14 protein-coding genes and 1 pseudogene are annotated in these 20,386 nt (G+C 37.7%); 8 read left to right on the top strand and 7 right to left on the bottom strand.

Annotated elements, in window-relative coordinates; translation table 11 throughout:
- Positions 1-94: 94 nt before the first annotated feature.
- Both AB3I20_RS09440 and menA read left to right on the top strand, forming a co-directional pair.
- Positions 95-1,192, top strand: a complete 1,098-nt coding sequence (locus AB3I20_RS09440) for an FAD:protein FMN transferase (protein ID WP_067484456.1) — start codon at positions 95-97, stop codon at positions 1,190-1,192.
- Positions 1,193-1,202: 10 nt separating this feature from the next.
- Positions 1,203-2,156: a 1,4-dihydroxy-2-naphthoate polyprenyltransferase gene (gene menA / locus AB3I20_RS09435; protein WP_067484458.1), complete on the top strand. Its 954-nt coding sequence runs from the start codon at positions 1,203-1,205 to the stop codon at positions 2,154-2,156.
- Positions 2,157-2,209: 53 nt separating this feature from the next.
- Here menA and AB3I20_RS09430 read toward each other — a convergent pair whose 3' ends face one another.
- The 4 genes from AB3I20_RS09430 to AB3I20_RS09415 all read right to left on the bottom strand — a co-directional run bounded on the left by AB3I20_RS09430 (position 2,210) and on the right by AB3I20_RS09415 (position 5,976).
- The gene (locus AB3I20_RS09430) at positions 2,210-3,178 is read right to left on the bottom strand and encodes a biotin--[acetyl-CoA-carboxylase] ligase (protein ID WP_368027212.1); all 969 of its coding nucleotides are present in this window, start codon (positions 3,176-3,178) and stop codon (positions 2,210-2,212) included.
- Positions 3,179-3,276: 98 nt separating this feature from the next.
- Entirely contained in the window at positions 3,277-4,080 is an 804-nt protein-coding gene (locus AB3I20_RS09425; protein ID WP_067484464.1) for an ABC transporter ATP-binding protein, read from the bottom strand.
- On the bottom strand, positions 4,077-4,982 hold the full coding sequence (locus AB3I20_RS09420) for an ABC transporter permease (RefSeq protein ID WP_067484466.1): 906 nt from the start codon (positions 4,980-4,982) through the stop codon (positions 4,077-4,079). The genes AB3I20_RS09425 and AB3I20_RS09420 overlap by 4 nt, the downstream gene beginning before the upstream one ends.
- 22 nt (positions 4,983-5,004) lie before the next feature.
- Positions 5,005-5,976 (bottom strand): ABC transporter substrate binding protein, encoded by a 972-nt coding sequence (locus AB3I20_RS09415; RefSeq protein ID WP_368027211.1) that lies wholly within the window; start codon positions 5,974-5,976, stop codon positions 5,005-5,007.
- A 718-nt stretch (positions 5,977-6,694) separates the two neighbouring features.
- Between AB3I20_RS09415 and rpoB the strand changes: the two genes are divergently transcribed.
- From rpoB to msrA, 3 genes are all read left to right on the top strand, one after another.
- Positions 6,695-10,312: a DNA-directed RNA polymerase subunit beta gene (gene rpoB, locus AB3I20_RS09410; protein ID WP_075491746.1), complete on the top strand. Its 3,618-nt coding sequence runs from the start codon at positions 6,695-6,697 to the stop codon at positions 10,310-10,312.
- A gap of 79 nt (positions 10,313-10,391) precedes the next feature.
- Complete coding sequence (gene rpoC, locus AB3I20_RS09405; protein ID WP_067484475.1) at positions 10,392-14,048, top strand: DNA-directed RNA polymerase subunit beta'; 3,657 nt, start codon at positions 10,392-10,394, stop codon at positions 14,046-14,048.
- Positions 14,049-14,364: 316 nt separating this feature from the next.
- The gene (gene msrA, locus AB3I20_RS09400; protein WP_368027210.1) at positions 14,365-14,913 is read left to right on the top strand and encodes a peptide-methionine (S)-S-oxide reductase MsrA; all 549 of its coding nucleotides are present in this window, start codon (positions 14,365-14,367) and stop codon (positions 14,911-14,913) included.
- Between the two features lie 497 nt (positions 14,914-15,410).
- On the opposite strand, the pseudogene AB3I20_RS09395 reads toward msrA, so the two are convergent.
- Positions 15,411-15,659: pseudogene (locus tag AB3I20_RS09395) on the bottom strand (prepilin peptidase); the annotation flags it as partial.
- 230 nt (positions 15,660-15,889) lie between these two features.
- On the opposite strand from AB3I20_RS09395, the gene AB3I20_RS09390 reads away from it, so the two are divergent.
- Positions 15,890-16,357: a DNA starvation/stationary phase protection protein gene (locus tag AB3I20_RS09390; RefSeq protein WP_067484481.1), complete on the top strand. Its 468-nt coding sequence runs from the start codon at positions 15,890-15,892 to the stop codon at positions 16,355-16,357.
- A gap of 116 nt (positions 16,358-16,473) precedes the next feature.
- Here the strand turns inward: AB3I20_RS09390 and argH are convergent, their stop codons facing one another.
- Both argH and AB3I20_RS09380 read right to left on the bottom strand, forming a co-directional pair.
- Positions 16,474-17,868 (bottom strand): argininosuccinate lyase, encoded by a 1,395-nt coding sequence (argH, locus tag AB3I20_RS09385; RefSeq protein WP_368027209.1) that lies wholly within the window; start codon positions 17,866-17,868, stop codon positions 16,474-16,476.
- Positions 17,869-17,954: 86 nt separating this feature from the next.
- Entirely contained in the window at positions 17,955-19,169 is a 1,215-nt protein-coding gene (locus AB3I20_RS09380; RefSeq protein ID WP_270344892.1) for an argininosuccinate synthase, read from the bottom strand.
- 378 nt (positions 19,170-19,547) lie between these two features.
- On the opposite strand from AB3I20_RS09380, the gene rplM reads away from it, so the two are divergent.
- Positions 19,548-19,976 carry a 50S ribosomal protein L13 gene (gene rplM, locus AB3I20_RS09375; RefSeq protein WP_306294856.1) on the top strand — a complete coding sequence of 143 codons (429 nt, stop codon included), beginning with the start codon at positions 19,548-19,550 and terminating at the stop codon, positions 19,974-19,976.
- A 15-nt stretch (positions 19,977-19,991) separates the two neighbouring features.
- The gene (gene rpsI, locus AB3I20_RS09370; protein ID WP_067484493.1) at positions 19,992-20,384 is read left to right on the top strand and encodes a 30S ribosomal protein S9; all 393 of its coding nucleotides are present in this window, start codon (positions 19,992-19,994) and stop codon (positions 20,382-20,384) included.
- The last annotated feature ends 2 nt before the right edge of the window (positions 20,385-20,386 follow it).

Here is a 20,386-nt window from a genome sequence, read left to right as displayed (position 1 = left end):
AATTGGGATCAGCCTCTTTCTTTTTGGTGTCGACCTTTTCATTTAGAAAAAAAGAAGGTATGATAACTTGAGAATAAGTAAAAAGGGGAAAATTATGCGTAAAAAATTACTACTTTCCTTAATAGCCGTATGTACCTTAGTTGCACTAGTTGGTTGTGGTTCATCATCTGAAAAGACAGCTGATAGCGATAAACCAGCCAAAGGAATTTTGAGTGAACCATATGCACAAGAAAAATTCTTGTTAGGAACTTATGTACGAATACGAGTGTATGATGAAGGAAAAAAATCTGTATTAACACCAGCCTTTGATCGAGTAAAAGAATTAGGCGACAAAATTACAATCAATCAATCAGGTTCCGAGATTGATGAGGTCAATGCACAAGCAGGTATTAAACCTGTTAAAGTTTCTGATGATGTTTATTCACTTGTGAAGAAAGCGTATGAATATAGTGAAGATTCTCGTGGCGGTTTTGACATGGCAATTGGTTCAGTAACACAACTGTGGCGCATTGGTTTTGATGATGCCAGAAAACCATCACAAGAAGAAATTGATCAAGCTTTAAAATTAGTTGACTATCATAAAATTGAATTGAATGATGAAGAAAAAACTGTTTACTTAAAAGAAAAAGGAATGATTATTGACTTAGGGGCAATTGCTAAAGGATACATTACGGATGAAGTTGTCAAGGTACTAAAAGATAACGGCGTAACAACAGCAATTGTTGATTTAGGCGGAAATGTGTATGTTTTAGGACACAGTCCTCGTGGAGAAAATCAAGATTGGAATGTCGGCATTCAGGATCCTAATCTTGCTCGTGGTTCGGTTTTAGGGACAATCAAAGAAAAAAATAAAACGCTCGTAACCTCTGGAATTTATGAACGCTATTTGGAAGTAGATGGTGTGAAATACCATCATTTATTTGATCCTCAAACAGGATATCCTTTTGACAATGATATTGCTAGTGTGACAATCATCACAAATAAATCAATTGATGGTGACGGCCTTTCAACAGCAGTTTTCTCAATGGGTGTGAAAAAAGGGTTATCTTATGTTGAAGAATTAGATAATGGAACAAATGCTATTTTTGTTACCAAAGAAGGAAAAGTCTATGTGACTGATCCAATCAAAGATGAATTCAAATTAGCGGAGGACTCAGATTACTCAATGGGTGATCGTTCGAAGCTAGAATAGGAGTAAGCAGATGTCACTGAAAATTTTTTTAGAAGTCGTTGAGATTCGAACAAAAGTGGCAAGTGTATTTCCTTTTGCGATAGGGGTCTTATTCTCTATCGCTTTTTTTCATGAAGTACACTGGTTAAGTACACTTTTATTTTTTATAGGAATGTTAGTTTTTGATTTAGCAACGACAGCAATCAATAATTATATGGATTATCAAAAAGCGCATTCGGAAGTCTATAAATATCAAGAAAACGTAATTGGTCGAACAAATACTTCACCAAAAATTATTCGAAATATGATTTTGGGAATGATTGCATTTGTTTTTATTATCGGTATCATTTTGACAATCCAAACGGGCTGGTTACTGTTAGTGATGGGCGCTGTTTGCTGTTTTATTGGTGTGTTTTATACTTTTGGTCCCATTCCTTTATCACGTATGCCATTAGGAGAAATTTTTAGTGGATTTACGATGGGTCTGGGGATTTTTGCAATGGTTGTTTATGTCAATACTCATAATACGAATGTCTATGATTTAATGATTGATTTCCAAACTGGTAATTTTACGTTGGAAGGAAATTTTTGGGCAGTTGCGGCTATTGTTCTTGCTTCTTTACCATTAGTTTTTACAATTGCCAATATCATGCTAGCCAATAATTTAAGAGATCTTGATCGAGACATTGAAAATCATCGTTATACGTTAGTGTTTTATATTGGTCGCCCAGTGGGAACAGTTCTTTTTCAAAGCTTGATGTATGCTAGTTATGTAGCGATATTATTAGGATTGTTGACGGGCGTATTTGAATGGCCAATCTTGATTATCTTAGCAACTTTTCCGAAAATTCACGGGAACTTGCAAGCATTCAAAAAAAGTTTGCCACAACCAATTAGTTTTAGTTATTCCATCAAAAACATGATTTTGTTTAATGGTAGCTATGTTTTAGGATTATTGTTAACTATTCTTTTTCAAAATATCTAATAAAAAATACGCATATCTTATGATAGAAAATTTGTCATAAGGTATGCGTATTTTTAATTGATTGATGAAAGACTGATTTCCCCAGAAGATAATATTTTAAGTTCTTGAGGGGTTTGAACTACTAATTCACCTGTATTCGTAATTGATTTAGCAACGCCATGATACGTGATACCTTTTTGAGTAAAAGAAACTTGTTTACCTAAAACAAATGATTTTTTTCGATAGAAGGATAAGTATTCTTTATTTGCTGGCTCACGTAAGTAAGCAAATAATTCTTTCCAAATTTCAATGATTAATTGATTACGAGTAATCGTTGCATGACCATCAGGAAATATAGAAGTTGCTTTTTGCTGTATTTCTTGGGGAAATTCATTTTGTGGTAATGAAAAATTAATACCCATCCCAATAATTACATGGCTGATTCTGCCAGATTCCATATCGCTAATCGCTTCTGATAAAATACCACAAACTTTTTTACCATTGATATAAATATCATTGACCCATTTGATTTGAGTTGATGCCCCCGTAAGTTTTTCGATTGCTTTAGCACAAGCGCTGGCTGCAACTAAAGTGTATTGAGGTAATTCATCAAACTCTTGGTTGGGATGCAAAAGTAAACTCATGTAAATGCCACGTTCTGGTTCGGCAAAAAATGGTCGGCCGAAACGACCACGTGCATTTTCCTGCATGTCTGCCACAAATAATGCAGGGTAGTCTGCTCCTTTTGCGGCAACTAGTTTTGCATCTTGCATCGTTGATTCAGAAGTAGCCATTGTCTGCACGTGCAAATGTGGCTGGTCGTTCTGAAGTTCCTGTTTGATTTCTGTTGCGTCTAGTACATCAGAGGGTAAGTACCGATAGCCGGTTGGCCCATGTTCAAATTGATAGCCCGCTTTTTCTAATTCTTTGATTGCTTTCCAAACACTGGTACGAGAAAGTTGTAGTTCTTGGGCAATTTTTTCTCCAGAAAGAAATGTCGTTGAATTTTTTAGTAAACGAAGTACAGTATCTTTTGTAGCCATCTGATTATCCAACTCCTTTTTTGCTATTGTATCAAATTCTGGCTTTCTTCGTATACAATAGTAAAAAGTTAATTTCAGCTGCTTTTCTTTTTATTGAATTAAGCTAAAAGAACAGTATCTTCTTTCAGTGTTGTACCGCTATTCTTTTTGAAAAGATCAAGTAATTTAGTAACAGTTAATTGTTGTTTTTCTTCATTTGCAATATCAACAACGATTTGCCCTTGATGCAACATGATTAAGCGATTGCCGTAACGAATGGCATCTTCCATATCATGTGTAACCATGAAAGCTGTTAATTTTTGTTCCTGAATTAATTTCTGAGTCAATTCCATTACAGTAGCAGAAGTTGCCGGATCCAGTGCAGCAGTATGTTCATCTAATAAAATCAATTCGGGGCGTTGTAACGTCGCCATTAATAATGTGATTGCTTGTCGTTGCCCGCCAGATAATAAACCAATTTCTGTAGTCAAACGATTTTCTAATCCTAAATTCAGGCTTGCTAGTTGTTCTTTAAAAAATTGGCGGTCCTGAGGCTTTACGCCACGAAAGAAACCACGTTTTTTGCCTCGTTTCATTGCAAGAGCTAAATTCTCTTCAACAGTTAAGCGAACAGCTGTCCCTAGCTTGGGATCTTGGAATACACGGCTGATATTTTTGGAACGTTCTACTACAGATTTTTTGGTAATGTCTTGTTCACGTAAGAGAATTTGCCCTTGATCGACAGTAAAAGTTCCCGCAATGCTATTAAGTAAGGTAGATTTTCCAGCACCATTTCCTCCAATAATTGTTACAAAATCTTCTGGTTGGAGTGCGAGGTTGATTCCTTTTAGTACATGATTTTCGTTTGTTGTTCCTTTTTCAAAAGTATGATGTAAATCTTTAATTGTCAATACAGGACTCATTTGTTGTTCCCTCCTCGATTGAATTTAGGAATGCGCAATTTTTCTTGAATTTGTGGGAAAGATAAACAGATAACTAAAACTAATGCAGAAGCTAATTTAGAGTCACTAGGTTCGACATTCAATTCGAAAACGAGTGCCAAAATGAAGCGATAAATCACTGCACCAAGAATGACTGTTAAGAAACGTGAAAGTAGAGGTTGGTTACGGAATAAAACTTCCGCAATAATAATCGAAGCTAAGCCAATAACAATTGTGCCAATTCCAGAATTCAAGTCAGCAAAGCCATTGTTTTGTGCAAGCAATGAGCCAGCTAAAGCAATACAACCATTGGAGATCATATAGCCAATGATTTTCATGTTATCCGTGTTGATTCCATTTGCTTCGCTCATCGCTAGGTTGTCTCCCGTTGCTCGAATTGCAAGCCCTGTTTCTGTTCTTAAAAAAAACACTAGTAGAAAAACAATCAGTAAAGCGATACATAAACCGACAATTAAAACGGCAGTTGTTTTTGAAACACCCAATGATTCGACCCATTCAAAAATAGTGGGCTGTCCAAGCAATGAGATATTAGGTGCGCCCATCACTCGTGAGGTCACAGAATACAAACCTGTCATGGTAATGATCCCTGCAAGTAATGCAGGGATTTTTAGTTTGGTATGAAGCAAGCCAGAAACTAATCCAGCTAACGCACCGCCTAAAAAACCTAGCAGGCAGGCAAGCAAAGGATGAATTCCTTGTGTAATACTCATTGCTGCAATTCCAGCACCTAAAGGAAAACTTCCTTCAGCAGTTAAATCAGCAATATCTAAAATACGAAACGTAATATAAACACCAATTGCTAATAATGCCCAAAGAACACCTTGTGAGGCAGATGATAAGAAAATTGAAAGTAGATTTAACATGTTTTGCTCCTCCTATTGTCTGCTATTCGGCTACTTTGATGCTGGAAGGATCAATCCCTAAAGCATCTGCCATTTTTTCATTCACAACTAGTTCTAAATCGTCTGCAGATTCGACAGGAAGTGAGTCGGGTGTTGCTTTTCCATCAAGAATTTTTGCAGCCATGATTCCAGTTTGTTTTCCAAGTTTTTCATAATCAATGCCGACAGTTGCAAGTCCGCCTTCTTTTACTTGTGCAGCTGAACCAGCGACGACAGGGGTCTGCGTTTCTTTTGCGACTTCACCAACGACACTTGCGGCACTAGCAAATGTATTGTCTGTTGGAATATAAATACCATCAACATCTTTGGCTAAACTTTTCGTTACTTGTTGAACATCGTTGGTGGAGTTGGCAGTTAAGACTTTTACTTTGATTCCCGCTTTTTTTAATTCTTTTTGAGCAAGATCGCCTTGAAGCTTAGAGTTTGCTTCACCGTTGTTGTACATGATTCCGATTTTTTTAGCGCCAGGAACGATGCTTAGTAATAAATCAATTTGTTTTTTGATTGGAACCATATCAGAAGTTCCAGTGACGTTCCCGCCAGGTTCTTTGTTGGAAGAAACTAGTTTTGCTTCTTTTAAATCAGTCACCGCAGTAACAGTAATTGGAATAGTTGTCGTTTCATTTAGTAATGATTGGGCAGCAGGTGTTGCAATTCCCAATAATAAATCAGGTTTTTCTTTGACTAATTTTTCGCTCATACTTTTCAAGTTATCCTGATTGTTTTGAGCGTTTTGATAGTCAATCGTTAAATTTTTGCCTTCAACGTAGCCACCTTCTGACAAGCCTTCTTTGAATCCTTTATAGGAATCGTCGAGTGAATTATGTTGTACAAGTTGAAGTACGCCGACGGTTTTCATTTCTTCATCGCCATTTTTTGCTTCGCTTTTTTGAGCACAGCCGCCTAGTGCAAGTAATACTGTTAGTCCAAGTCCAATTAATACATTCTTTTTCATTTGATTTCCTCCTTAGTTTTAAGAAACAAAAAAATCCATTCAGACATGACGTCTAAATGGATTCGAAAAAGCGAGAAAATAAATAGAAAAGTATGGTACCAGAAATACTTTGTATTTTCTTTGCTTAGCCACTTAGCGTAATGTCTACGTGGCTTTTTGCGTAATACAAAGTTCTTTAGCCATCATAGATACAAACAAGTTGTTTAACGTTTGTATCCATCATGATGAATACAAACCTATCTAAAGTAGCTAAAGTAAAAGTTATTCAGTTGTGTTGGTGTTATTCGATTAGTAATCATAGTAGTTCCTCCACAAAATAAATTTTCTCAATCTTAGCAAAGGAGGTTTGGTCTGTCAACACAAAAGTGAACAATGAAAAAAATTGGTAGTAGATGAAAAATTAAGAAAAGGTTGCGAAAGCAAGTGAGGTAAGCGATGAGAGGTTGACTTTTGTACGAAATACGTGTATTATATGAAGTTGCAAAAACTATCTGATGAATGAAAGGCAGAAACGAAATATTGTCCGTTTCGGCTTTATAAGAGAAACAAAAGTAGGAGCTCACGAAAGTAAGTTTTCAAGAGATTGTTCTATTTTTGGTTTTTTTTTGCCTAAAAGCCGCAAAAAATGTCTGTTGTTACCTAAAAAAAATATTTGAAATATTTTTGTAACAATTAGTCGGGTAGTCTTTTTGAATGACATTTTAGAGGGGTGAAGAGCTTGGCTGGACACGTAGTAAAATACGGAAAACATCGCGAACGTAGAAGTTTCGCACGCATCAGTGAAGTGTTGGAATTACCAAATTTGATTGAAATTCAAACAGACTCTTACCAATGGTTCTTAGATGAAGGACTTAGAGAAATGTTTGAAGACATTTTGCCAATCGATGATTTTAATGGCAATTTATCTTTGGAATTTGTGGATTATGAACTTAAGGAACCTAAGTATACAGTAGCAGAAGCTCGCGCACATGACGCTAACTATTCTGCACCATTACATGTTACTTTGCGTTTAACAAATCGTGAAACAGGTGAAATCAAAGCACAAGAAGTATTCTTTGGCGATTTCCCACTAATGACTGAACAAGGTACATTTATTATCAATGGTGCTGAACGTGTAATTGTTTCTCAATTAGTTCGTTCACCAGGTGTTTACTTCCATGGGAAAATAGATAAAAACGGAAAAGAAGGCTTTGGCTCAACAGTTATTCCTAACCGTGGTGCTTGGTTGGAAATGGAAACTGATGCAAAAGATATTTCTTATGTACGTATCGACCGTACACGTAAAATTCCTTTGACTGTTTTGGTTCGTGCATTAGGATTTGGTTCTGATGATACGATTTTTGAAATCTTCGGCGATAGCGAAACATTGCGTAACACTATTGAAAAAGACTTGCACAAAAATGCAAGTGATTCACGTACAGAAGAAGGTTTGAAAGATGTTTACGAACGTTTACGTCCAGGAGAACCAAAAACAGCAGATAGTTCTCGTAACTTATTAAATGCTCGTTTCTTCGATCCAAAACGTTACGACTTAGCAAATGTTGGTCGTTACAAAGTAAATAAGAAATTAGACTTAAAAACACGTCTATTAAACTTAACATTAGCTGAAACATTAGTTGATCCAGAAACTGGTGAAATCATCGTTGAAAAAGGAACTGTGTTGACTCACCAAGTGATGGAAACATTAGCTCCATTTATTGACAATGGCTTAAACTCAGTTACTTATTACCCATCTGAAGACGGTGTAGTAACTGATCCAATGACTGTTCAAGTGATCAAAGTCTTTTCACCAAAAGATCCAGAACGTGAAGTTAACGTAATCGGTAATGGTTACCCAGAAGCAGCTGTTAAGACAATTCGTCCTGCAGATATTATTGCTTCAATGAGTTACTTCTTGAACTTAATGGAAGATATCGGGAATGTTGATGATATCGACCACTTAGGTAATCGTCGTATCCGTTCAGTTGGTGAATTATTACAAAATCAATTCCGTATTGGTTTAGCTCGTATGGAACGTGTGGTACGTGAAAGAATGTCTATTCAAGACACAGAGACTTTAACACCACAACAATTGATTAATATTCGTCCAGTTGTAGCAAGTATCAAAGAATTCTTTGGTTCTTCACAGCTATCACAGTTCATGGACCAAACAAATCCATTGGGTGAGTTAACACACAAACGTCGTCTATCAGCCTTAGGGCCTGGTGGTTTGACTCGTGACCGTGCTGGTTATGAAGTTCGTGACGTTCACTATTCTCACTATGGTCGTATGTGTCCGATTGAAACCCCTGAAGGTCCGAATATCGGATTAATTAACAGTTTGTCAAGTTATGCAAAAGTTAATAAGTTTGGTTTTATTGAAACACCATATCGCCGAGTTGATCGCGCGACAGGGCGTGTTACTGATCAAATTGATTACCTAACTGCTGACATTGAAGACCACTATATCGTTGCCCAAGCAAACAGCCTTCTAAATGAAGATGGTACATTTGCTGAAGACGTTGTAATGGCTCGTGCACAAAGTGAAAACTTAGAAGTTTCTATTGATAAAGTTGACTACATGGACGTTTCTCCTAAGCAAGTAGTTGCTGTTGCGACAGCATGTATTCCTTTCTTGGAAAACGATGACTCCAACCGTGCCTTGATGGGTGCCAACATGCAGCGTCAAGCTGTTCCATTGATCAATCCGCAATCACCATGGGTTGGTACTGGTATGGAATATAAATCTGCGCATGACTCAGGTGCTGCATTATTGTGTAAACATGACGGTGTCGTTGAGTATGTAGATGCTTCAGAAATCCGTGTTCGTCGTGATAACGGAGCATTAGATAAATATGTTGTAACAAAATTCCGTCGTTCAAACTCTGGAACAAGTTATAACCAACGCCCAATCGCCCTTTTAGGTGAACGCGTTGAAAAAGGTGATACTTTAGCAGATGGACCTTCTATGGAACAAGGTGAAATGGCGCTAGGACAAAACGTTTTAGTTGGTTTCATGACTTGGGAAGGTTACAACTATGAAGATGCGATTATCATGAGCCGTCGTCTTGTAAAAGATGATGTTTATACTTCAATTCATATTGAAGAGTACGAATCAGAAGCTCGTGATACAAAATTAGGACCTGAAGAAATTACTCGCGAAATCCCTAACGTTGGGGAAGACGCTTTGAAAGACTTAGATGAAATGGGCATTATCCGCATTGGTGCGGAAGTTCAAGATGGCGATTTACTTGTTGGTAAAGTCACTCCAAAAGGTGTAACTGAATTATCAGCAGAAGAACGCTTGCTACATGCAATCTTTGGCGAAAAAGCTCGTGAAGTTCGCGATACTTCATTACGTGTACCACATGGTGGTGGCGGAATCGTTCACGACGTAAAAATCTTTACTCGTGAAGCTGGCGATGAATTGTCACCAGGTGTTAACATGCTCGTTCGTGTTTATATCGTTCAAAAACGTAAAATTCATGAAGGGGATAAAATGGCCGGTCGTCATGGTAATAAAGGGGTTGTATCCCGTATTATGCCAGAAGAAGATATGCCATTCTTACCTGATGGAACACCAATCGATATCATGTTGAATCCATTAGGGGTACCATCTCGGATGAACATCGGACAAGTATTAGAATTACACTTAGGTATGGCTGCACGTCAATTAGGAATCCACGTAGCGACTCCTGTATTTGATGGCGCGACTGATGAAGATGTTTGGGCAACAGTTCGTGAAGCTGGTATGGCTAGCGATGCTAAAACAGTTCTTTATGATGGACGTACTGGGGAACCTTTTGATGGACGTGTGTCTGTTGGGGTTATGTATATGATTAAACTTGCCCACATGGTCGATGATAAATTACATGCTCGTTCAATTGGACCTTACTCATTGGTTACACAACAACCATTGGGTGGTAAAGCTCAATTTGGTGGACAACGTTTTGGGGAAATGGAAGTTTGGGCACTGGAAGCTTATGGTGCTGCTTATACCCTACAAGAAATCTTGACATACAAATCAGATGATGTTGTTGGTCGTGTGAAAACATACGAGGCAATCGTTAAGGGCGAACCAATTCCAAAACCTGGTGTACCAGAATCATTCCGTGTATTAGTTAAAGAATTACAATCATTAGGTTTAGACATGCGTGTCTTAGATATCCAAGACGAAGAAATCGAATTACGCGACATGGATGACGAAGATGATGATTTGATTACAGTAGATGCTTTAACAAAATTTGCTGAACAACAATCTGCAAAAGAATTAGAAAAACAAGCTGCAGAACAAGTTGAAGAAGTGCATGAAGATGCGATTCAAAACTTTGAAACTGCAGAAGATAAATTAGACTAATCCGGTCTATGGGCTGCGAGGCGGTCGATGATCAGCCGCCTTGTGGTTTTGCCATTAAACGAAATGGAGGGAACCCCTTTTGATCGATGTAAATAAATTCGAAAGTATGCAAATAGGTTTGGCTTCTCCCGAAAAAATCAGAAGCTGGTCTTACGGCGAAGTTAAAAAGCCTGAGACGATTAACTATCGTACCTTAAAACCTGAACGCGAAGGGTTGTTCTGTGAGCGGATTTTTGGTCCTACAAAAGACTGGGAATGTGCCTGCGGAAAATACAAACGTATCCGTTATAAAGGAATTGTTTGTGACCGTTGTGGAGTAGAAGTTACTCGCTCGAAAGTTCGTCGTGAACGTATGGGTCACATTGAATTAGCTGCTCCTGTTTCACATATCTGGTACTTTAAAGGTATTCCTTCACGTATGGGTCTTGTTTTAGACATGAGTCCACGCGCATTAGAAGAAATCATTTACTTTGCCTCTTATGTAGTTATCGAACCAGGTAATACTAATTTAGAGAAGAAACAATTATTGACTGAACGTGAATATCGTGAAAAACGTGAACAGTATGGTCAAGAATTCCAAGCTGCAATGGGTGCGGAAGCAATCAAACAATTACTAGATAATGTTGATTTGGATGCAGAAGTTGCAGAATTAAAAGAAGAATTAAAATCAGCACAAGGACAAAAACGTACACGTGCTATTCGCCGCTTAGATATTTTAGAAGCATTCCGTGCCTCTGGAAATGAACCAAGCTGGATGGTTATGGATGTTATTCCTGTTATTCCTCCAGATTTACGTCCAATGGTTCAATTAGAAGGTGGACGTTTTGCAACAAGTGATTTAAACGATTTGTATCGTCGAGTAATCAACCGTAACAATCGTTTGAAACGTTTATTAGATTTGAACGCACCAGGAATCATTGTTCAAAATGAAAAACGTATGTTGCAAGAAGCAGTTGATGCATTGATTGACAATGGTCGTCGCGGCCGTCCAGTTACTGGACCAGGTAACCGCCCATTGAAATCTCTTTCTCATATGCTAAAAGGGAAACAAGGTCGTTTCCGCCAAAACTTACTAGGTAAACGTGTTGACTATTCAGGTCGTTCAGTTATCGTTGTTGGTCCTTTCTTAAAAATGTATCAATGTGGTCTTCCAAAAGAAATGGCTATCGAATTGTTCAAACCATTTGTAATGCGTGAATTAGTCCAACGTGAACTTGCATCAAACATCAAAAATGCAAAACGTAAAATCGAACGTCAAGAAGATGAAGTTTGGGATGTTTTAGAAGACGTAATCAAAGAACACCCAGTATTACTTAACCGAGCACCTACACTTCACAGACTTGGTATTCAAGCGTTTGAACCAGTATTGGTCCAAGGACGTGCAATTCGTTTGCATCCACTTGTTTGTGAAGCCTACAATGCCGATTTCGATGGAGACCAAATGGCTGTCCATGTTCCATTGAATGAAGAAGCGCAAGCTGAAGCACGTATGTTAATGCTTGCTGCACAAAATATTTTGAATCCAAAAGACGGTAAACCAGTTGTAACACCTTCTCAAGATATGGTTTTAGGTAACTATTACCTAACTATGGAAGAAGAAGGTCGTGAAGGCGAAGGAATGGTCTTCAGAGATCAAAATGAAGCTGTGATTGCATGGCGTAACGGCTACGTTCATTTACACTCACGTATTGGTGTGAACCCTAACACATTAGGTGACAAACCATTTACTGATTGGCAAAAAGAACGCACAATGATTACTACTGTTGGTAAGATTATCTTTAATGAAATCATGCCACAAGAGTTCCCTTACTTGAATGAACCAACTGACTTTAACTTAACTGTTCAAACGCCAGATAAATACTTTGTTGAAGCGGGTACAGATATTCCTGCACACATCAAAGAACAAGAATTGATCTTGCCATTCAAGAAGAAAAACTTAGGAAATATCATTGCTGAAGTCTTCAAACGTTTTAAAGTCACTGAAACATCTAAGATGCTTGACCGTATGAAAGACTTAGGGTACAAACATTCAACTCATGCAGGTATTACTGTAGGGATTGCGGATATCAGTGTTCTTGAAGAAAAACAAGGAATTATCCAAAATGCACACAAACAAGTTGAAACAATTACAAAACAATTCCGTCGTGGTCTAATTACAGATGACGAACGTTATGAACGCGTAATCGCTGTTTGGAATGCTGCCAAAGATGAAATCCAACAAAAACTGATGGAAGGTTTGGAAGCAAAAAATCCAATCTTCATGATGTCTGATTCTGGAGCTCGTGGTAACATCTCCAACTTTACTCAGCTTGCCGGTATGCGTGGATTGATGGCCGCTCCGAATGGTCGAATCATGGAATTGCCAATCATTTCAAACTTCCGTGAAGGACTATCTGTCTTAGAAATGTTTATCTCAACCCATGGGGCTCGTAAAGGGATGACCGATACTGCCTTGAAGACAGCCGATTCAGGTTACTTGACTCGTCGTTTAGTTGACGTAGCGCAAGATGTCATCATCCGTGAAGAAGATTGTGGTACTGATCGTGGTCTTGAAATTCGTGCAATTCGTGAAGGAAATGAAATCATTGAATCATTAGAAGATCGTTTAATTGGACGTTATACTCGTAAAGAAATCCGTAACCCTGAAACAGACGAACTAATTATTGAAGGAAATGAATTAATTTCTGAAGATATCGCAAAACAAATCGTTGATGCTGGCGTTGAAACTGTAACGATTCGCTCAGTATTCACATGTAATACAAAACATGGTGTATGTAAACATTGTTATGGACGTAACCTTGCAACTGGTTCTGATGTTGAAGTAGGTGAAGCAGTTGGTACAATCGCTGCTCAATCAATCGGTGAACCAGGTACACAGTTAACAATGCGTACGTTCCATACAGGTGGGGTTGCCGGAGATGATATTACTCAAGGTCTTCCTCGTGTCCAAGAAATTTTTGAAGCACGTAATCCAAAAGGACAAGCTGTGATTACTGAAGTAACTGGTGATGTTATTGATATCTCAGAAGATCCTGCAACACGTACAAAAGAAGTAACAATTAAAGGTAAAACAGATACTCGTACGTACACTGTACCTTATACAGCACGTATGAAAGTCGCTGAAGGCGATATGATCCATCGTGGTGCTCCATTAACAGAAGGTTCAATCGATCCTAAACAATTGTTGCAAGTTCGTGATGTTTTATCTGTTGAAAATTATCTATTGCGTGAAGTACAACGCGTGTACCGTATGCAAGGGGTAGAAATCGGCGATAAACATATTGAAGTAATGGTACGTCAAATGTTACGTAAAGTTCGCGTAATGGACCCAGGTGACACAGAAATTTTACCAGGTACTTTAATGGATATTGCAGACTTCAAAGATCAAAACTACAATACTTTAGTTGCTGGTGGTGTCCCTGCGACATCTCGTCCAGTCTTGCTAGGTATTACAAAAGCTTCATTGGAAACAAACAGCTTCTTATCTGCTGCGTCATTCCAAGAAACAACTCGTGTCTTGACGGATGCTGCAATTCGCGGTAAGAAAGATCCACTTCTTGGTTTGAAAGAAAATGTTATCATCGGTAAAATCATCCCAGCTGGTACTGGTATGCAACGTTACCGTGATATGGAACCAAAAGAAGTTGGTGTGGCTAGCGAAAATGTGTACAGTATCTCTGATATTGAAGCACAAATGGCTGCTGAAGATGCAATGAACAATAATCAAACAAAATAAATCATTCACTTGAGAATTTTGAATTGAAATAAAAAGAGGTCGAACGTCTTGACGTTCGACCTCTTTTGTACTTTGTGGATAAAAAAGGAGCTAGAAACAGACAGAAATATCCACAAGAACAATAAATAAAAATAGAAATAGAATTTCCACATGTGGAAAACTTGGTTTCTATTATTTGTAAAGAAGAGTAGCATACATCTTTTGGAATATACCCCTAGAGGGTAAACCAAATAAGACTTTGTGCGCCATTGTTTCAAGCAAAATAATGTCCCTTTTCTGAGAAATGAGTATGATAAAGAAAAGGAGATGACTTAAAATGACAAGTAAAACGAAAACAGCAATTTTTGCTGGCGGATGTTTTTGGTGCATGGTAAAACCTTTTGATACGCAACCAGGAATTATTTCGGTCACTTCTGGTTATACTGGCGGACACGTTCCAAATCCAACTTATGGACAAGTAACAACGGGTACAACAGGACATACGGAAGCTGTAGAAATTGAATACGATCCTGACGTAATCAGTTATGAACGATTACTGGACACTTATTGGCAACAGACAGACCCAACGGATGCTTTAGGGCAATTTGCTGATCGAGGAGACTCCTATCGGCCAGTTATTTATTATGGGAATGAGGAAGAACAAAAACTAGCAGAGGAGTCTAAGCAGCAATTGGAAGCGAGTGGTCGATTTGAGCAACAACCAATTGTAACTAAAATTGAACCAAGAGCTCCCTTTTACCCAGCAGAAGAATATCATCAAGATTATTATAAAAAAAATCGTGTACATTATAATTTATATCGTGAAGGTTCAGGCCGTGCTGGTTTTATCCGAAAACATTGGACAGATAAGATTTCTAAAAAATAATGAAAAGAATTTCTGTTTTGTATAGCTGTAAGTAAAAAGCGATGGCTCTGGGCATCGTTTTTTATTTATGGACTGCTTAAAACAATTATTAATCCCATAGTTAAAAAAGGAATGAAAGGAAGTTGAACAAGTTGTTTCTGGTAACGTAAATAATAGAAAATGAAGAACGTTACGCCTAGTAAGCTCGCAATAAATAATAGTTGAGCCAAAGAGGCAAATGATAATCCGCCGCTCCAACAGATCAACAGTAAGCAATCACCTATTCCTAACGACCTAGGTACAAATGCTAAAAGCAAGCACATAACAAAAACGACGAGGATGACACTCTCCCAGTGAAAACTGGCAGTCAAAAGCCATGAAAACCACAGGACTCCCCAAAAAAGATAAAGAAGTAACGAATCAATCAGTAGATAAAAGACATCCATTAGGCTTAACAGAAAAGCTGTGCTAATCCAAAATAAAGGAAGAAACTCCCACGGATAAAAGTAAAAGTGCCAGCTAAATAAAGCTCCGCAAAGTGTCTCAGCTGAAAAATAACTGATTGACAATTTACAATGGCAATAGCGGCAACGAAACTTTTGCCAAAGTATTGAGAATAAAGGAATCAGTTCATACCAGACCAAGCGTGTTTGACAGTGATTACAATGTGAGCCAGGTGATAGAATGGATTCGTAAACGGGAAGCCGCTGTGCAATTAAACAAAAAAATGATCCGAAACAACTACCAATAATAAAATGAAGTATCATCTGATTTGCCCCTTTCTAAAATGAAATACGCAAAATGAAACGCAGAAAATTATTTAATTAAAATTATCGAAAAAATGATATATCATTTGTTTTTTCGGCAGTTACACAGAAAAAATTTTAGTTGAACAATGATTGGGATGAAAATCATTCTCAGGTAATTGGTTTTAGTGTACATTTAATTGAAAATTGACTATGATTTTATATGTAAACAAATGTAGGGAGGTAACAAAATGAAATTTCCAAAAACAAAAGAAGTATTGAACCAATTAGTTGCAGATTTAAGCCAAATGTCTGTTGTAGTGCATCAAACACATTGGTACATGAGAGGTCCAGGTTTTCTTACTTTGCACCCAATGATGGACGAATTCATGGATGATCTGAATGATCAATTAGATGAAATCTCAGAACGTTTGATCACGCTTGATGGCGCACCTTACTCAACATTACGTGAGTTTGCAGACAATACAAAAATTTCTGACGAAGTGGGACGCTGGGATCGTACTATTCCAGAACGTTTAGAAACGTTAGTGAAAAATTATCGTTATTTAGCTGATCTTTACCAAAAAGGAATTGAAGTTTCTGGTGAAGAAGGCGACGATCCTACACAAGATATCTTTATCGAATTTAAAACAGCAACTGAAAAACGCATCTGGATGATCCAAGCACACCTTGGAAAAGCACCAGAAATCGATGCTTAAATTTTTATTTCTATAATATAGAAGAAAAAAGACACGCAGCTTGAATAAGTCGCGTGTCTTTTTGTGCGAATGAGGTGGGTCGTCCATGTATAATAACAACTTTTCAACAGAACAATTTAAGGTAAGTGAATGGATTCAGATGATAATTGAGCAAATGCGTGGTTGATTTGTGCTCTTACTTGGTCAAAGCCAGTACCACCTTCGGAAGTTCTTCTTTTAACGGCTACTTCTGAGCGCAATGTATCATAAATATCATCTTCAATTAATGAACTGATTGCTTGGTATTCAGTTAGCGGAATATCCTGCAAAAAACAGCCCTTTTGTGTGCAGTGGAGTACAAGTTTTCCGACAATCTCATGCGCTTGTCGGAAAGGGATTCCCTTGGTAGCTAAATAATCGGCTAATTCTGTTGCATTAGAAAAATCTTTTTGCGTGGAGGCGTACATACGTGATTGGTTGACTTTCATTGTCGCAATCATGCCATCCATAATCGTTAAACTAGCTAGGACTGTTTCACTTGAGTCAAACATACCTTCTTTATCTTCTTGAAAATCTTTATTATATGCAAGAGGTAGACCTTTCATCAATGTTAGAAGACCAAAAAGATTTCCGTAAACTCTCCCGGTTTTCCCTCGAATGAGCTCAGCCATATCTGGATTTTTCTTTTGGGGCATAATGGAACTTCCCGTAGAGAAAGTATCTGTCAATTCAACAAATTGAAACTCATGACTGCACCATAAAATCAATTCCTCGCAAAAGCGCGAAAGGTGCATCATTAAAAGGGAACAGTTACTTAGGAATTCTAAGATAAAATCACGATCACTTACAGCATCTAAGCTGTTTTGATAAATACCAGAAAAACCTAATTCTTTTGCAGAAAATTGACGGTCGATTGGAAAGGTAGTTCCAGCCAGTGCAGCGCTGCCCAGTGGCGATAAATCAATCCTTTTTAAATTTTCTGTAAAACGTTCCGTATCTCTGGTCAACATTTGATAATAGGCGAGCAGATGATGGCCAAAGGAGATTGGTTGTGCATGTTGAAGGTGCGTATATCCAGGGGCAATTGTTTCAACATGTTCTTCTGCTGTCTTGACCAAAGTTGTTCGTAATTGCTGAAGTTTGGTGATTAATTCCAAAACAGTTTCCTTGAGAAAAAGATGCATATCTGTCGCAACTTGATCATTTCGACTGCGAGCGGTATGTAACTTTCCTGCAACCGCACCGATTTCTTGATGAAGCAACGTTTCAATATTTAAGTGGATATCTTCGTTTTCAATGGTAAACTGTAACTCATTTTCTGCTAATTTTTGCTGCAAAGTTTCTAAACCAGAAATAATTGCTGAAGTTTCATCTTTAGTTAAAATTCCTGTATGTCCTAACATTTTGACATGAGCTAAGCTACCAAGAATATCTTGCTCTGCTAACTTCTGATCAAAAGAAATCGATGCTCCAAATTCATCAATCCACTGTTCACTTTTTCCTTGAAAACGACCACCCCAAAGTTTTTCCATGTCTATTCCTCCCAAAAAATTATGTAAAACAATGAAGACTTCTTTTTCCTGTTATAACGTAAAGAAATCTTCATTGGCTAATATATTTAAATTATTTGTGACAAGTTTTCTTGCTGCGATTGTACCTCTGCGTGAACCTTAGAAGGTAGTCCCCAAAGTTTGATGAATCCAATAGCAGCTTGTTGATCAAATGTATCTGCCGATGTATAAGTAGCAAGTTCTTCACTGTAAAGGCTATTGGATGACTTCCGCCCCTCCACAATTATATTTCCTTTAAAGAGCTTGACCCGAACGGTACCATTTACATAAATTTGAGTTGATTTTAGAAATTGTAATAAAGCTTCCGTTAAAGGATTGAACCATAAACCATCATAAATCATTTGACCAAGTTGTTGCTCAATCAGTGGTTTAAAGTGCGCTAGTTCACGAACAAAAGTCAAATCTTCCAATTCTTTGTGCGCTTGCATCAATGTTACCGCACCTGGACATTCATAAACTTCACGAGATTTGATACCAACTAACCGGTTTTCAACATGATCAATCCGACCGATTCCGTGTTTACCAGCGAGCTGATTTAATGTCAAGATTAGTTGTGATAAAGACATCTTTTCTTTATTTAATGCAATTGGGATACCTTGTTCAAACGTTAGCTCAATTACATCTGGCTGGTCTGGTGTGTATTCCAAAGCAGTCGTTAACTCATAAGCTCCTGCTGGTGGTGTTGCCCAAGGATCTTCTAGAATTCCGCATTCACATGCGCGACCCCAAAGGTTTTGATCAATTGAATAGGGGTTATCTAAATTTGCAGGAATCGGAATACCATTTTCTTTTGCATAAGCAATTTCTTCTTCACGAGACCACTGCCATTGACGAACGGGCGCAATGATTTTTAAGTCAGGTGCTAACGCATTGATTGCAACTTCAAATCGAACTTGGTCATTTCCTTTTCCGGTACAGCCATGAGCAATGGTTGTAGCTCCTGTTGTTCGAGCAAGCTCGACTAGTTTCTTCGCAATTAAGGGGCGTGAAAGAGCAGAAACCAATGGATAAGATTGTTCATAGAAAGTATGTCCTTGAAGCGCGACCAAAGCAAATTCTTGTGCAAATTCCTCTTTAGCATCAATTGCATAAGAAGCACTAGCACCAACTTGCAAGGCTTTTTCTTTGATAAAGGCAGTATCTTTTCCTTCACCAATATCTAAACAACAAGCAATCACGTCATATCCTTCATCTGTCAGCCATTTAATTGCAACAGATGTATCTAATCCACCGGAATAAGCTAAAATAATTTTCTCTTTCATAAAAAACTCCCCTTACTTTGCATTCTTTTTGAAAATTGATGTTTCAAATAATAGCATCATAAAAATAAAAAAGCAATACTTTTATTTAATAAATATGCATTATATTATAAATAAATTATTTAATATACAAAAAACAATGTAGTTTCTTTCTTTTTTATACAAAAAATAGAATTTTAAATGTAACAGGGAAATGAAAATAGCTAAGAGGTGTAAACTTTTGGAAAATTTTTCATGCGAGCAGAAAAACGTTGACATTATGCAAAGTAGCAGGTAATATGTTAAATGGTATTGTTTGCCCCACAAAGAGCCCCGGAAACTCGAAGTGTATGTCAAACATCAGAACTTAAATTGGAGGAAACTAACGTGCGTACAACATATATGGCCAAACCAGGCGAAGTAGAACGTAAATGGTATGTAGTAGACGCAACTGATGTTCCATTGGGACGTCTTTCAACAGTTGTTGCATCTGTACTACGTGGTAAAAATAAACCAACTTTCACACCTCATGTGGATACTGGCGATTTCGTCATTGTTATCAATGCAGATAAAGTGAAATTAACAGGTAAAAAAGCGACTGACAAAATTTATTACCGTCACAGCAACTACCCAGGTGGATTGAAATCAGTCACAGCTGGCGAATTGCGTGCTAAAAATTCTCGTCGTTTAATCGAAACTTCAGTAAAAGGAATGCTTCCTAAAAACACTTTAGGCCGCAAACAATTTACTAAATTGAACGTATATGGTGGTTCAGAACATCCACATACTGCTCAACAACCAGAAGTTTTAGATATCACAAACTTAATCTAATAGGAGGGAATTTCATTGGCACAAGTTCAATATATCGGCACAGGCCGTCGTAAAAATGCAGTTGCTCGCGTACGTTTAGTACCAGGAACTGGTAAAGTTATTGTAAACAAAAAAGATGTTGAAGAATACATCCCACATGCTGACTTGCGTGAAGTTATCAATCAACCTTTCGCTGTTACTGAAACAAAAGGCGCATATGACGTTTTTGTTAACGTAAACGGTGGAGGCTATGCTGGACAATCAGGAGCTATCCGTCATGGTATCGCTCGTGCATTGCTAGAAGTTGATCCTGACTTCCGTGCAGCTCTTAAACGTGCTGGCTTACTTACTCGTGACGCACGTATGGTCGAACGTAAAAAACCAGGTCTTAAAAAAGCTCGTAAAGCATCTCAATTCTCTAAGCGTTAAAA

This window comes from Enterococcus sp. C50, assembly GCF_040887505.1.
In the GTDB taxonomy this organism is placed as follows: domain Bacteria; phylum Bacillota; class Bacilli; order Lactobacillales; family Enterococcaceae; genus Enterococcus_B; species Enterococcus_B thailandicus.
The sequence above is the reverse complement of the archived record's forward strand: the minus strand, read 5'-3'. Positions and strand labels throughout refer to the sequence as shown.